At 61.4% G+C, this 13,682-nt stretch carries 15 protein-coding genes; 8 read left to right on the top strand and 7 right to left on the bottom strand.

Translation table 11 applies throughout. The features are described 5' to 3' along the window. The first annotated feature begins 35 nt into the window (after positions 1-35). On the top strand, positions 36-1,352 hold the full coding sequence (locus CFE428DRAFT_RS09810) for a UDP-glucose dehydrogenase family protein (RefSeq protein WP_006979365.1): 1,317 nt from the start codon (positions 36-38) through the stop codon (positions 1,350-1,352). Between the two features lie 99 nt (positions 1,353-1,451). Then, a complete protein-coding gene (gene rsmB / locus CFE428DRAFT_RS09805) occupies positions 1,452-2,684 on the top strand; it encodes a 16S rRNA (cytosine(967)-C(5))-methyltransferase RsmB (protein WP_006979364.1) in 1,233 nt (410 codons plus the stop codon). 77 nt (positions 2,685-2,761) lie between these two features. On the opposite strand, the gene CFE428DRAFT_RS09800 is transcribed toward rsmB, so the two are convergent. The 5 genes from CFE428DRAFT_RS09800 to CFE428DRAFT_RS38425 form a co-directional block, all read right to left on the bottom strand. Next, positions 2,762-3,550, bottom strand: coding sequence for a dienelactone hydrolase family protein (locus CFE428DRAFT_RS09800; RefSeq protein WP_006979363.1), 789 nt, complete (start codon positions 3,548-3,550; stop codon positions 2,762-2,764). Positions 3,551-3,737: 187 nt separating this feature from the next. Beyond that, positions 3,738-5,027 (bottom strand): adenosylmethionine--8-amino-7-oxononanoate transaminase, encoded by a 1,290-nt coding sequence (gene bioA / locus CFE428DRAFT_RS09795; protein ID WP_006979362.1) that lies wholly within the window; start codon positions 5,025-5,027, stop codon positions 3,738-3,740. Positions 5,028-5,065: 38 nt separating this feature from the next. Next, on the bottom strand, positions 5,066-5,368 hold the full coding sequence (locus CFE428DRAFT_RS09790) for a hypothetical protein (protein WP_131989235.1): 303 nt from the start codon (positions 5,366-5,368) through the stop codon (positions 5,066-5,068). Positions 5,369-5,469: 101 nt separating this feature from the next. Beyond that, positions 5,470-6,273: a Cof-type HAD-IIB family hydrolase gene (locus tag CFE428DRAFT_RS09785; RefSeq protein ID WP_006979360.1), complete on the bottom strand. Its 804-nt coding sequence runs from the start codon at positions 6,271-6,273 to the stop codon at positions 5,470-5,472. 133 nt (positions 6,274-6,406) lie between these two features. After that, complete coding sequence (locus tag CFE428DRAFT_RS38425; RefSeq protein ID WP_006979359.1) at positions 6,407-7,852, bottom strand: hypothetical protein; 1,446 nt, start codon at positions 7,850-7,852, stop codon at positions 6,407-6,409. Positions 7,853-7,967: 115 nt separating this feature from the next. Between CFE428DRAFT_RS38425 and CFE428DRAFT_RS09770 the strand changes: the two genes are divergently transcribed. From CFE428DRAFT_RS09770 to CFE428DRAFT_RS09745, 6 genes are all read left to right on the top strand, one after another. Continuing rightward, positions 7,968-8,300, top strand: coding sequence for a hypothetical protein (locus CFE428DRAFT_RS09770; RefSeq protein WP_006979358.1), 333 nt, complete (start codon positions 7,968-7,970; stop codon positions 8,298-8,300). Then, positions 8,275-8,454: a hypothetical protein gene (locus tag CFE428DRAFT_RS09765; protein WP_006979357.1), complete on the top strand. Its 180-nt coding sequence runs from the start codon at positions 8,275-8,277 to the stop codon at positions 8,452-8,454. The genes CFE428DRAFT_RS09770 and CFE428DRAFT_RS09765 overlap by 26 nt, the downstream gene beginning before the upstream one ends. Further along, positions 8,438-8,863, top strand: coding sequence for a CPBP family glutamic-type intramembrane protease (locus tag CFE428DRAFT_RS09760; RefSeq protein ID WP_006979356.1), 426 nt, complete (start codon positions 8,438-8,440; stop codon positions 8,861-8,863). The genes CFE428DRAFT_RS09765 and CFE428DRAFT_RS09760 overlap by 17 nt, the downstream gene beginning before the upstream one ends. Positions 8,864-8,928: 65 nt before the next feature. After that, positions 8,929-9,660 carry a ComF family protein gene (locus CFE428DRAFT_RS09755; protein ID WP_006979355.1) on the top strand — a complete coding sequence of 244 codons (732 nt, stop codon included), beginning with the start codon at positions 8,929-8,931 and terminating at the stop codon, positions 9,658-9,660. Positions 9,661-9,682: 22 nt separating this feature from the next. Beyond that, the gene (gene accD, locus CFE428DRAFT_RS09750; protein WP_006979354.1) at positions 9,683-10,522 is read left to right on the top strand and encodes an acetyl-CoA carboxylase, carboxyltransferase subunit beta; all 840 of its coding nucleotides are present in this window, start codon (positions 9,683-9,685) and stop codon (positions 10,520-10,522) included. Then, positions 10,519-11,745 carry a bifunctional folylpolyglutamate synthase/dihydrofolate synthase gene (locus CFE428DRAFT_RS09745; RefSeq protein WP_006979353.1) on the top strand — a complete coding sequence of 409 codons (1,227 nt, stop codon included), beginning with the start codon at positions 10,519-10,521 and terminating at the stop codon, positions 11,743-11,745. The genes accD and CFE428DRAFT_RS09745 overlap by 4 nt, the downstream gene beginning before the upstream one ends. 105 nt (positions 11,746-11,850) lie before the next feature. Here CFE428DRAFT_RS09745 and rpe read toward each other — a convergent pair whose 3' ends face one another. Further along, positions 11,851-12,507 carry a ribulose-phosphate 3-epimerase gene (gene rpe / locus CFE428DRAFT_RS09740; RefSeq protein ID WP_006979352.1) on the bottom strand — a complete coding sequence of 219 codons (657 nt, stop codon included), beginning with the start codon at positions 12,505-12,507 and terminating at the stop codon, positions 11,851-11,853. Positions 12,508-12,577: 70 nt separating this feature from the next. Beyond that, positions 12,578-13,558, bottom strand: a complete 981-nt coding sequence (locus CFE428DRAFT_RS09735; RefSeq protein WP_006979351.1) for a magnesium transporter — start codon at positions 13,556-13,558, stop codon at positions 12,578-12,580. Between the last annotated feature and the right edge of the window lie 124 nt (positions 13,559-13,682).

Raw genomic sequence — 13,682 nt, 5'->3', positions numbered from 1 at the left:
GTATTTTATCCAATCCGAATCAACTACTTAGAAACATGGATCTCTGTATCATTGGCTCCGGCTATGTCGGTCTTGTCTCCGGCGCCTGCTTCGCTGAAGTGGGTCACCACGTCGTTTGCGTCGATAACGACCAGCGCAAAGTGGACGCGCTTCAAGCGGGCAAAATTCCGATTTACGAGCCCGGCCTCGAAGACCTCGTCCACCGCAACGTGGCGGCCAAGCGCCTGCGCTTCACCAATTCGATCCAGGACGGGGTGGATTCTTCGCAGGTCGTTTTCATCGCCGTGCCCACACCGCCGCAAGTCGATGGCAGCGTAGACCTCACCTACATCGAGCGCGTGGCCCGCGAAATCGCCGGCGTGCTCAAGCCCGGTGAATATCGCGTGGTGGTCGATAAATCGACGGTGCCGGTGAAGACCGGTGAGAAAGTCGCCGACACCATCCGCCGCTACAACAAGGGCGCGGAATTTGACGTCGTCTCGAACCCGGAATTCCTCCGCGAAGGCTGCGCCGTGCCGGATCTCATGAACCCGGACCGCGTGGTCATCGGCTCCGCCAGCCAGAAGGCGACGGATCTGATGAAGCAGGTTTACGAACCCTTCCGCGCGCCGATCCTCGTGACCGATGTGAACAGCGCCGAGCTCATCAAGCACGCCGCGAATTCCTTCCTCTCGCTGAAGATCAGCTACATCAACGCCGTGGCCGCCATTTGCGAAGCCAGTGGCGCGGACGTGGAAATGGTCGCCGACGGTATCGGCATGGACAAGCGCATCGGCCGCAACTTCCTCAACGCCGGCCTCGGCTATGGCGGCTCGTGCTTCCCGAAGGACGTGAAGGCGTTCATCGCCATCAGCAAGCAACTCGGCACGCCCTTCAAGCTGCTCGAAGAGGTCGAGCGCATCAACGCCGCGCAGCTCAACCGTTTCATCGACAAGGTGCGCAATGCCCTCTGGGTGTTGAAGGACAAGCAGATCGCGGTGTGGGGCCTCACCTTCAAGCCCGATACTGATGACGTTCGCAATTCCGTGGCCATCGAGCTCGTCAACAAGCTCGTCGCCGAGGGCGCGCACGTCACCGCCTACGATCCGAAGGGCGCGGAGAAAGCCGTGGAGTGGAAGCTCATCGATCCCACCAAGGTCAAGCTCGCTCCGACGCCGCTCGATGCGGTGAAGGACGCCGAGGCACTGATCCTCGCCACCGAGTGGAAGGAATTCTCCAACGTCGACTTCGCCGAGGTGAAGCAGAGCATGCACACCCCGCTCGTTTTCGACGGCCGCAACCTCTTCGACCCGGAGACGATGGCCCAATTCGGCTTCACCTATCACGCCGTCGGTCGCGCGGGCGGCAAGTAACCCAGGCAGTCTCTTTCCGAAAGCGCCCTTCGGTCCACGGAGGGCGCTTTTCTTTTCATTGGGCGAGACGTCCGAATCCTTTACATTGCCCGCGTGCCTGTGAATCCGCGCCAATCCTGCGTTCTCGCACTCCTCGAGTGGGAGAAGGGCAAGTATTTCTCCGACGAGATTTTGCACACCTCGCTGGAGAAGAACCCCATGCAGCCGCTCGACCGGGCGTTTTTCATGGAGACGTTCTTCGGGGTGCTGCGCAATCTCAGCCGCCTGGATTTCCTCATCGGGCAACTGCGCGAGGGCCGCATCGATCCACAGACCCGCGCGGTGTTGCGACTCGGGCTGTATCAGATCTTCCACATGCGCACCGCCCCCCATGCAGCAGTGAATGAGAGCGTGGCGCTCGGCGGTCGCGCCCGCGGGCTCGTCAATGCCATCCTGCGGAGAGCGTTGCGCGAAAAGGAGGCATTGGAGTCCGATCTCCTGGCGGCGAGTTCGGCGGTACGCACGTCGCATCCGGAATTTCTGATCGCGCGCTGGGAAGAAGTCTTCGGCCCCGAAGCCACGCGGATTCTCTGCGAGTGGAACAACGAACCGGCCGACGTTCACGTCCGCGCGAATGGATTGCGGGTGACCGTGGGTGAATTGCTCCGCAGCTCAACCAGTGCCATGCCTTCGCCGGTCCATCCGCTGGCCATCAAGGTGGAGCATATCCCGCCTTCGTGGATCGCGATGGGGCTTTGTTACGTGCAGGACCCGAGCACCTTGCTGTCCTGCGATCTTCTCGCGCCGCAGCCCGGCGAAACCGTCCTCGACGCCTGCGCCGCGCCGGGCGGCAAGACGACCTATCTCGCCCAGCTCATGCACGACCAGGGCCGGATCATCGCCTGCGACCTCTACGATTCCCGCGTCGCGCGACTGCGCGAAAATCTCAAGCGTCTTGGCGTGACCATCGCCCGCGCCATCCGGCACGACTGCATGCAGGCGGGCCCGCCGCTCGATCCGGACAGCTTCGACCGTATCCTCGTCGACGCACCGTGCAGCAACACGGGTGTCATTCGCCGCCGGGTCGACGTGCGCTGGCGCCTCACCGAGGAAGATTTCATCCGCATGCCGGCCCAGCAACTCGCCCTCCTGCGCCGCACAGCCACCCTGCTCAAGCCCGGCGGCACGCTCGTCTACAGCACGTGCAGCCTGGAGCCGGAAGAGAACGATCTGCTGGTGGAAAAAGTGTGCGCCGCAATCCCGTCGCTGCGTTTCGTCGAATCACGACGCGCCCTGCCCTTCGTCGACCGGATCGACGGCGCCTTCGCCGCGAAGTTCGTTCGGGAGAAGTAGGAAGGGCAATCAAAGCGGCAGCGGCATCCCGCCGCTGATTGCCGACATCCAGGCGGCAGGATGTTGCGTCCACTCTCCTACGCGAAGATCTTGTCGAAGAACTTCTTCATCTCTTCCCATGACTTCTTGTCCGCCGCTTCGTTGTAGGCCGCGCCCTTGCTGTTGTCGTTACCGGCATCCGGGCGGGTGAAGCTGTGCACCGCACCGGGATAAGCGATGAAGGTGTATTTTACGTGGGCGTCATCCATCTCCTTCTTGAACGCGGCGACTTCATCCGGTTTCACAAATGGATCATCTGCCCCGTGCAAGATGAGCAGCGGGCATTTGATATGCGTCGCATCCTGCGGCGTCGGCGTGCTGAGACCGCCGTGGAAAGTCACGATGCCTTTCACGGCCGCACCATCGCGCCCGAGTTCGAGCGCACCCGTGCCGCCAAAGCAGTATCCGATGACCGCGACCTTGCCCGGCGCGACCAGCTTGTTGCCGGTCAATTGCGCGAGGCCGCCTTCGAGTCGCTCGCGGTAAAGCGCACGGTTCTCCTTGTATTTCCCAGCCAGGGCCGACGCCTCCTTCGGATTCGCCGGGCGCACCCCCTTGCCATAGATGTCCGCCGCAAAGGCGACATAGCCGAGCTCGGCTAATTGCCTCGCACGACTCTCCGCGTAATCGCTCACGCCCATCCAATCGTGAACCAACAGCACGCCGGGCCGCGGATTGGTAGTGGCATCATCATAGGCCAGGAAGCCTTGCATGGTGGCATCCCCGACCTTGTATTCGACGATTTCGGTTTTAACCTTCGCCTGGGCCGATTGAGTGATCATGCCAAGAGCGAGGAAAACCAGCGGGAAGAGGGCGAGAGGTTTCATGGGAAAGAAGTGAACGGAGCCACTTCTCTTCGTAAATGAAGTGGGTGGTGGATGCGTGGGGGGCGGTTCTTGATCGTTAATCCTAATCTTTAATCGTTAATCGTTAATCCCGACACTTGCCTCCCGAGCTATGGGATTAGGGATTAAGGATTAGGGATTAACGATTAACGATTAAGAGCTGGCCCGCTTAGCCCCCGCACACCTCGCGGATCGCCGTAGCCAAGGCGGACACCATACCGCCGATTTGCGCCTCGTTGATGCAGTACGGCGGCATCAGTACGATGGTGTCCCGAATGGGTCGTGTCAGCAGGCCGTGACGCCGTGCAGCCAGGCACACTTTCGCCCCAATGAACTGATCCGCCGGAAACGCTTCCTGCTCCGTCCGGCGAAGCTCCACACCAGCCATGAAACCACATTGCCTCACCTCGGCCACGTAGCGCTGCCCGCGCGGTTTGCCGAGCAGGCGCGCCAGCAGGTCGATCTTCCCGGCGAGCTGTTCGAGCACTCGCTCCTCGCGGAAGATTGCGAGACTGGCCAGCGCGGCGGCGCAGCCGAGTTGGTTCGCGGTGTAGCTGTGCCCGTAGTAGAGCGTGCGATCGGGCCCGCCGAGGAAGGCATTGAAGATCCGTTCGCTCGTGAGCGTCGCGGCGAGCGGCAGATAACCGCCGGTGAGCCCCTTGGCCAGCGCGATGAAATCCGGGATCACGCCTTCATGCTCGCAGGCGAACATCTTTCCCGTGCGGCCAAAGCCGGTCATCACTTCATCGAGAATGAGCAGGACGCCATGTTCATCGCACCAGCGGCGCAATTCCGCCAGCATGCCTCGCGGCCACAGCCGCATGCCCGCCGCGCCTTGCATCAATGGTTCGATCACCACCGCGGCGATCGTGGTCGAGTCGAGCGTATCGAGCGCTCCGACCGAGGCCACATGCTCCGCGGGAAATTGCCACGCCGAAAAGCGTCCGTGAAAAGTGGAAATCCCACCCAGGCTCGAAGCGCCCATGGTGTCGCCGTGATACGCGCCGGAGAAAGCGATGAAGCGTGTCCGCTCGGGGTGTCCATTCTGTTGCCAGAATTGCACCGCCATTTTCAGGGCTACCTCGACCGCTGTGGAACCATCGTCGGATAAGAAAACGCGGGTCAGCGTGTTCGCCGGCCAGAGAGCGACCAACTCACGCGCCAGTTCCGCCGCCAGCGGATGCGTGAACCCGAGAAAAGACGTGTGCGCCACGCGATCGAGTTGCGCGCGAATGGCCGCATCGATCTTCGGATGCCGATGGCCATGCAGGTTCGTCCAGATGGAGGAATTCCCGTCGATGTATTCGCGGCCCTCGCTGTCGCGCAGCAGAGCGCCCTCCCCTTCGACGAGGACCAGCGGTTCGTGTTCCGGCGCATTCCAATCCCGATGCTGAGTGAAGGGATGCCAGAGGTGCGACTTATCGAGAGCGATGGCTTCGCGGGTGGACTGCTGCGCCATGGCCAGGTTAGATGGTCCGCCGCAACGGAAAATGCCGGCTATTCATTGGCCGCAGTATCTTCCGCATCTTCGTCCGGCGTCTCCCAAGTGCCGCCGCGATCGGTGATCATCTTCTCCACCGCGGCGACATCCTCATACGAAAGATGCTTCCGCTGATACTTGCGCCAGAGCACTTCGCGCAGCTCGATCAAGTCCTCCACCAGCGGGTCGTCGTAGTAGGTCCAATTTTCTTCGTGCTTCAGCTTCGCCTGCAGCCGCCACTTCTTGCCAAACTTCTCCGCGCGAACTTCGCGCTTCTCCCCTTCCTCGGTGGTGGTTTTCCAAACGTGAACGTTGCGCATGAGAAATTGGCTGAAAATGAAATGGAGGTGAGATCGCTTCCCAATCATTACCGGCGGAGCGCGCGACCGCCAATCCGAAGCGTCGTTTCAGGACGAATTTCTTAGGCCGCGGAAAACGCGAGATCGACGCCGCGGGCAAAGGCCGTTTCCGGTGGCCCGGGCGGCGTGACGGCCCTGGCCGCCTGCAGCGCGCGAGGCTGGCCGTGCCCCATGGCCACGGAAAATCCGGCCCAGGCGAGCATCTCCACATCGTTGTTGCTGTCGCCAAAGCTCCAGACGTCCTGTTGCTCGATACCGAGCTTGCGAGCGAGCGCTTCCGTTCCCACCGCCTTGTTGGCCTGCGGCGACAGAAACTCCACGATGTCCTTTTCCGTCCAGACGACGTAGAGGCGATCGGTGAAGGCCCGCTCCAGCACCAACCCCGCTTCCGCCAGAATTTCGGGCGATTCGGAAATCAGAAGCTTTTGGATCCCGGAGGCCGCCATGTGCGCCAGATCCGCGCGCTTCGGCTTCCATCCGGCGCGCCGTGCATAAGCATAGACGGCTTCGTTTTCGGTGGCCTCCATGAAGACGCCATCGCGATGGTAAGCGAGCGTGACCAACCCCGCCCGACGGGCCGCCGCGTGCACGGCCAGGGCCTCGGCTTCCGGAATCGTCAGCTCATGCAGCAATTCATTCGTCACCGCGTGGCGGACCACTGCACCGGCCGAGGAAATCACCCACCCCATGGGGCCGATCTCCTGTTCGAAGCGCATGATGCTTCGGTGGTGGCGTCCCGAAGCGATCACCGTTTCAAAGCCGGCCTCCCGCAATCGCTCCACGGCGCGCAGGTTCTCCGCGCTGATTTGCTTGTCCGGGCCGAGCAGCGTGCCGTCCAGGTCGATCACGGCCAGGCGTCGCTTCACGACCGCGGTTCCGTCGTGAGGCTTCGTCTGGGAATTCGATTGTGAGGGCAACGGTGCAAGGGGATATCGAGGGCGTACATCTTGAAAAGGCGACACCGACCCTGCAAAACACGAGAAGCGCAGGGGGCGCCAATCACTTCTTTTCCGGGGAGGAAATCAGCGAAAGCAGATTATCCACCACCTTGTCCGCTTCTTCAAATTTTCTGTCTTTGATCAAGGCCTGGATCTTTGCGACCTGGGGCATCACCAGCGCTTGTTGCCCGGTCTTTTGCACCCAGGCTGGAAGATCCTTTTGCACGCGGTGCATTTTGTCCTGGAACGCTTCCGGCGAAAATCCGGTAGCCGCAGTTTCGACTAGAGGCTCGTGCTGCAAGAATTTGCCATAGGCGGCCAGAGCCTCCGGACCTTCCGTCGCACGACGGAAGAAATTGTTGCGCATGGCCTCGCCACCGATGCCCCAGGAAAATACATTCACCAGCACCGCCCCGTGGTTGAACATCTGACCGAGGTAGGTCTCCATATTGGCTCCGCTGGACATACCGGTCGGGCTCACATTGACGCCCTCCGCTGAAATCCAGCGGGGTGAATCGTGCTGGGTGAGAACGGCGTGGATTCGCTTGATCGTTCCCGCCTCCGGATAGGTGGAAAATCCCGGACGATAGGAAGCACTGAAGGCCACTTCCGGGGGAGAGAAATGCGACGTGTTCTGGGTCTTCTCCTGGTGATCCAATCCTTGAGATGTAAACGCGATGTGGCAGAAAATTTTCTCCGCGGGAATTCCTCCCACGTGGAGGGACTTGGCCCAGAGCTCGATGAACTCTTTCACGACCTGCACCCGTTCATGGTCCGGATCGGCTGGCGGTTTGCTCTCACTGAACCCCCGATGACTGAGCGCTCGGTAGCCCAAGGGGCGGTCAGTGTCGAAATCGCGGCCGATCATTGTTTCCCAACCGGCGATGATCCCGGCAAAGAGATGCTCTTTGCCCGAGGCCTTGAGCGCATCGGTTTCCTTTTTCACCTCCGCTCCGATGAGGGTCGCTCTCGCTTTCACGGCCGCCTCAATGGCGGGACTATTGAAACACATTTGAGGCGGAAACTGGGTGGGCTTTGGTCCCCAATCGGCGCGGCGGCCGGTGTTGGGGATTTGCTTCCAGTCCGCGGTCTCGATGTTGTCCGGATTGGAGATCAGGTCCTTGCGCTGCGACCAGCACATCGAATCGTCGATGTGAAAGGCCACGGCCACGTCGTTCTCTCGGGCGACGGTAAACGCATCGTGGATGAATTGGCGCGTTTCGTCGTCGGACATATCGAAGCAGAGCGGGCCGACGGTGAAGCCCAACTTGTTCCGAGCGTCGCCGGTCATGGCGACAGCCTGAATCACCGAGTGAACGAACTCATTCAACTGCCCCTTGCTCAGCGCAAAATGTCCCGGCAGCGGTGCCGGCCCCGCATAGCCATAAAGGCCGGTCATGACTTGAAAGTTCAGGTATTGGGTTTCGCCGGGAGCGTCCGCAGCGCGCACCGGAGGGAGTGAGCCAGCCGAAGCTAGCAGAACGACGAGGAGGGCGATGATTCTCACATCTTCGTAGAGCGAATCGGCAGGATGAAGGTTACAACCTTCGCCGATTCGTAACGCGACCTCGTACAGGAATTGTTGTGGAGCGGACGATGGATTTGGCGAGAATGCCTCGCTCTTGAAAGATATCGCCAAGATTTTTGCCTATTTGGTCGCCGTCATCGTGCTGGGTGCGCTGTTGGCACCGCCGCTTTATTGGGGTGCGCAATGGCTGATTGGCCACGGCGTTCTCACCTCGCTGGCCGCGTTCAAGTTTCAGAAATACTTTGATCGTGCCTGCATGATCGCCGCGCTGGCTCTTCTCTGGCCCACGGTAAAATCGCTGCAGGTGAAAGGCTGGCGCGACCTCGGATTGGAGCCGGACGCCCGTTGGGGCCGGCATCTGGTCATCGGTTTCGTTATCGCCGCACTCGCCGTAGAGGGCCATGGCCACCGCCTACATTCAGTTTAGAGTTTATCGCTTCCGGCCGGATCACCCCTGGCAGAAGCTGCCGATGATCGCCCTCTCCGCAGCCACGGTGGCCGTCCTGGAAGAGGCGCTCTTTCGCGGCGGCATCCTCGGCCTCGTGCGGCGATCTCTGTCGCCTTATGCCGCGCTCTTCTGAGGTCTCGACGCTCTTCGCCATCGTCCATTTCCTCAAGCCCGATGAGAGCTTCGACCCACATCCCATCAACTGGCTCTCCGGCTTCACGTTGATCCCGCACGCGTTTCATCAGTTCGCCGAGCCGCAGACGTTGCTCGCCAGTTTCACCACCCTGTTCATGCTCGGCTGGCTCTGCGGCGATGCCCGGTTGCGCACCCGCTCGCTCTGGATGGGGATCGGCCTGCACGCCGGCATTGTCTTTGTGAAGATGAGCTTCGCGGTGCTCTCGAAACGCCGTGAGACCCATCTGCCGTGGATCGGCCGGGAACTGCAGATCGGGCTGGTGCCGGTGGGAATCTTGTTTTTGGCGTGGGTGGTGGTGGTGCTCTGTACCCGCCGCGAAAATCGCCGGCGGCCGGGCGCAGAATAGAAGGAATAGGACAGATAGGAGCCTATACTTCCCATTCCTCCTATATCTCCTATCCTCCTTTCCCGATGAAAATCGCCGACGTGCTGCGGTTGACCGGGCAGGCCTTCCTGGATGCTCTCTACCCGCCGCATTGCGCGAACTGCCTGGCGGATACGCCTTCCGGCATTCACCTCTGCACGAAATGCGCGGCGCAGGCGCCGAAGATCAAGGCCCCCTTTTGTTCGCAGTGTTCCCAACCCTTCGACGGCGCGATCGACGATGTCTTTGTCTGCTTCCAGTGCGAAGGCCGGAAGCTGCACTTCGATTGCGCAATCGCGCCCTATCGCAGCCGGGGCGTCGTGCGCGAGTTCATCCACCGTTTCAAATACGAGCGGCACTTTTACCTCCGCCAACCGCTCGCCAATTGGCTGGCCGAAGCGCTCGAGGACCGGCGCATCACCGACCAGCCTTTCGATTTCCTCGTCCCCGTCCCCCTGCACAGCACTCGCTATCGGGAACGCGATTTCAACCAGGCCGAAGTCCTCGCCAAATTACTGGCCAAACGCGCTGGGAAACCCGTTTTGGCCGCCCTTAAGCGCATCCGCTACACCACTACCCAAACCCGGCTCGACCGGGAGCAGCGGATGGAAAACTTGCGTAATGCCTTCCGCGTGCGACATGCTTCCCGTGTGCAAAGCCGCCATCTCATTCTAGTGGACGACGTTTTCACCACGGGTTCCACCGTGGCTGAATGCGCGCGCGTCCTTCGTCAGGCTGGCGCCGCCTCCGTGCGGGTCGTCACCGTGGCCCGCGGCTGAGCCATTTCATCATTCCCGACCTATGGGTATTTTCAAGAAACCACCATTTAACTCCGACAAGAAACGCGACTTCCCCGAAGGCCTCTGGCAAAAGTGCCCGAGCTGCAACGAGATGATCCATAACCTGGAGCTCGTGCAAAATTTTCGGGTCTGCCCGAAGTGTGACCACCATTTCACCCAGAGCGCCCGGGAGCGCCTGGAGATGCTGCTCGATCCCAACACCTTCGAAGAACACGACGCCGGCATGACCTCGGTGGACACGCTGAAGTTCACCGGCATGGCCAGCTACACCGAGCGACTCAAGAGCTATCAGAAGAAGACCGGCCTCAAGGACGCGGTGATCAGCGGCCTCGGCCAGATGGATGGTCAGCGTCTCTCGATCTCGGTGATGGATTTCAACTTCATCGCCGCCACCATGGGTTCGGTCGTCGGCGAAAAGCTCACCCGCTGTGTGGAACGCGCCACCAAGGAGCGCCTGCCGGTGATCATCGTCTCCGCATCCGGCGGCGCGCGGATGTATGAAGGCGTGCTCAGTCTTTTGCAGATGGCCAAGACCTGCGGCGCGCTCGCTCTGCACGGCCAGGCCGGGCTGCCCTACATTTCGGTGCTCACTCATCCCACCACGGGCGGTGTCAGCGCGAGTTTTGCCACGGTGGGCGATGTGATCGTCGCCGAACCGAAGGCGATGATCGGCTTCGCCGGTCCGCGCGTCATCCGCGAGACGACCCACCAGGATCTGCCGCCGAATTTCCAGACCGCGGAATTCCTCGAGGATCACGGTCTGGTGGACATGATCGTGCACCGGAAAAAGCTCCGCGACACGCTGAGCAATCTGCTCGGCTACCTGACTCCCACGAAGTGAATTACGGCGAAGCCGTGGACTGGCTCTACGCCAGCCAGCTTCATGGCATCAAACTGGGACTGGAAAATATTCAGCGGCTCGTCGAGACGCTGAAGATCGACGTTGCGGGCCCGCGCGCACCGAAATTCCTGCACATCGCGGGTACCAACGGCAAAGGCTCGGTCTGCGCCATGCTGGATGCCTGCTGCCGCGCGGCGGGCTTGCGCACGGGGCTATTCACTTCGCCACACCTCATCACCTTTCGCGAACGCATCCGGCTGGATGGCGAAATGATCAGCGAAGCGGAGGTCGCCGAAGGGCTGACGAAGATCCGCACGCTGGCGGAAAATTGGGATCACGAGCCGACGTTTTTCGAAATTACCACCGCGCTGGCGCTGGCTTGGTTTCAAGCGAAGGGCGCCGAGATCGTCGTGCTGGAGACCGGCATGGGCGGACGCCTGGATGCGACCAACGTCGTTTCGCCCGTGGCCTGCGTGCTCACGCCAATCGATCTCGATCATCAGCAATGGCTGGGCGAGTCGCTCGGCGCGATCGCCCGGGAAAAAGCCGGCATCCTCAAGCAAGGCGTGCCCGCAGTCTCTGCGCCGCAAGCCGACGAAGTGGGGGCCGTTTTTGCCGAAGTCGCGACGGAGAAGCAGGTCGCCCTCGAATACATCCCCACCCCACTCGCCGGTTACGAGGTCGCACTGGCCGGTAGTCACCAAATGTGGAATGCAGCGCTGGCAGTCAGGGCGCTTTCGCTGGCTGGTCTGCCTGTGTCCGAGGAAGCCATCGTGCGCGGCTTGCGCGAGGTCTCATGGCCGGGTCGTTTCCAGCACGTGCAGTCGCGGTTCATCATCGACGGCGCGCACAATCCCGCCGCCGCACGACGCCTCGCCACGACCTGGCGGGAAGTCTTCGGCGACAAACGCGCCTCGCTCATCCTCGGCGTGCTGCGCGACAAGGATGTGAACGGCATTTGCGAAGCGCTGCTGCCCATCGCCGGGCGGATTCTGACTGTGCCGGTAAACAACCCGCGCTCCGCTACTTCGATGGAAGTCGCCCGGGCCATCGGCAAGATCGCGCCTCGATTGGAATGCATCGTCGTGCGCGACCTGCCGGCCGCCATTCGCATTGCCCAAAGCATGGAACGGAAGACGTTGATCACCGGTTCGCTCTTCCTCGCCGGCGAAGCGCTCGCTTTCCTCGAAGCCCAGCCCGCGCCGGAGCAGAGTTCGCAGTAAGGGCTGCAGCGTCTGGCAAACAGACAGGAGGAATAGGAAGGATAGGAATTATGGGAGTCCTATTTCTCCTATTCCTCTCATTCCTCCTATATCCGGGCGGCAGACCTATACCCCGCGCACTTTGCGCATGGCTTCGGCCATATCCGGCGCCGCGAAGACAGAGGTGCCAGCGACAAACGTATCCGCCCCGGCCTCGCGCGTCTGGGCGGCGGTCTTTTCATTGATCCCGCCGTCGACCTCAATGCGATATTTCATGCCGAGGCGCTCGCGTCGGTCGCGCGCGTCCTGCACCTTGGTCAACATCTCCGGCATGAAAGGCTGTCCGCCGAAACCGGGCACGACCGTCATCACCAGCAGCAAATCGATCTGGTCGAGGTAGGGCACCACCGCCTCGAACGGCGTAGCCGGCCGCAACGAAAGGCCGCAAGTCCGGCCCATTTCACGAATCCCGGCGAGCGTCTTCCTCACATCATGTTGCGCCTCGACGTGCACGGTGATGTTCGCAGCGCTTTTGACGAAGCGCGGGAAATAATGATCGGGACGCTCAACCATGAGATGCACATCGAGCGGCACGGTGGCCACCTTGGCGACGAAATCGACGAAAGCGGGACCGAAGGAAATGTTGTCCACGAAATGCCCATCCATGACGTCGAGATGCAGCCAATCGGCGCCCGCCGCTTCCGCGCGGCGGACCTCCTCGTGCAACCGGCCAAAATCACAAGCAAGAATGGATGGGGCGATGACGATGGAATGCGCGGGCATGGTGGATGAGTGCCTAGCGCGAAGCGCGGCGCGAGGCAAGCGAGCGTCACACGGAATCAAGTGCGATTCGCTACAATAGCCAGGTCGCCAGACTGAAATAGAGCGTAAGCGTCAGCACATCCGCCACCGCGAGCGTGATCGGGCCAGCCGCGATTTTGGGATCGAGTTTCAAGGCATGCAGCACTGAGGGCACCACCAGGCCGGAAAGACAGGCGATGATCGTCCCGCCAATGATGGTCGTCCCAATCACCCCCGCGGCCAGCGCCGCGCCGCGCCACAGCCAGACGATGAGGAAAACGACCAATCCGCATCCCAAGCCGATCAAGACCGCCTCCGGCACCTCCCGTCGCGCATTTTTCCAGAACCAGCGCCACGTAGGCTGCGTGGAGCGCAACGCCTGCAGAGTCAGCGACATCGACTGAATGCTCACCGCCTCGGAGAGCGCCAGCACCAGCGCGAGGAAGAAGGAAAGGATGATAGCGTGAGCGAGGGTAGTCTCGAAAAGGCCGGCCAGCAAAGCCCCCGCGGTGCCGCTGCCAATCGTGGCCAGCAGCCACGGGAAACGGATTCGAAACGCCTGGAACGCCGAGGCGCCTCGCATCTGGGTGATGCGAAAGCCCAGCGTCTCAAACATGTCGTTCACCTTTTCCGGTTCGGTGAGATCCATCACCTCCTCGGTGAAAATGGTGATGTCGATGACGCCCACGACCTTGCGCTCCGTGTCGACGACCGGAATGGCGAAAAATTTGTAGAGCACGAACAACTCGCACGCCTCCAGCAACGTCGCCGTGGTCGGGATGGCCACGACCCGCCGGATCATCAACTCTTCGAGCTTGGTCTCGGGCGGGGAGCTCAGCAGCCGCCGCGTGGGCAATACCCCCACGAGCCGTCCCTCCGGATCCGCCACATAGAAATAGACGATGCGCTCACCGATGCCGTGCAGGCGAATCGCCGCCAGCGCTTCATCCACCGTCATCGTCGCGCGGAGGAGCGCGAACTCCTGGCGCGCATGCGCGAGCACCGACTCGTTGAGATGGGCTTGATCGCTCATGACGACATCAGGCCGCGCTCACGAAGGCGTTAGAGCGTGCCATGACGCTGGCGTTTTGGAGTGCGGCGGTGCTCCCTAAGCATTACGCAAATCTTGGCTCGGCGTTTGGACGTCGATACGGATA

The sequence above is a fragment of the Chthoniobacter flavus Ellin428 genome (genome assembly GCF_000173075.1).
GTDB classification, from domain to species: domain Bacteria; phylum Verrucomicrobiota; class Verrucomicrobiia; order Chthoniobacterales; family Chthoniobacteraceae; genus Chthoniobacter; species Chthoniobacter flavus.
The sequence above is the reverse complement of the archived record's forward strand: the minus strand, read 5'-3'. Positions and strand labels throughout refer to the sequence as shown.